Annotated in this window: 1 protein-coding gene; it reads right to left on the bottom strand. The window is 62.5% G+C overall.

Annotated features, from left to right (window positions below):
* Nucleotides 1-135 precede the first annotated feature (135 nt).
* A partial coding sequence (locus ACR9ZK_RS22380; RefSeq protein WP_481344130.1) for a M4 family metallopeptidase occupies nt 136-261 on the bottom strand: 126 nt, incomplete at its 5' end.

Genomic DNA, 261 nt, shown 5'->3' with positions numbered 1-261 from the left:
CTCCAGACACGTGTCATCGCGGCGATTCCTCCACTGCGTTGAACCGTTATTTTCATGACTGGCTGCTTTTCGTTCTACCCCTGCGACGTCAGCCGGTGGGCGGTCCGGATGCAGCGCGTCCGGCCCGCCGCGTGACTAAACCTTGACCTTCACAGTGTCCCACGCCTTCCGGACGGCGTCATGCTCTGGAGAGCCGCCGCCGAAGAGTTCCCCGGCCGTTACCAGCGTTGTCCTGGCAAACTTCCCGAAGGTGCACGTAGC

This window comes from Monashia sp. HAY1-5C (assembly GCF_056755255.1).
The sequence above is the reverse complement of the archived record's forward strand: the minus strand, read 5'-3'. Positions and strand labels throughout refer to the sequence as shown.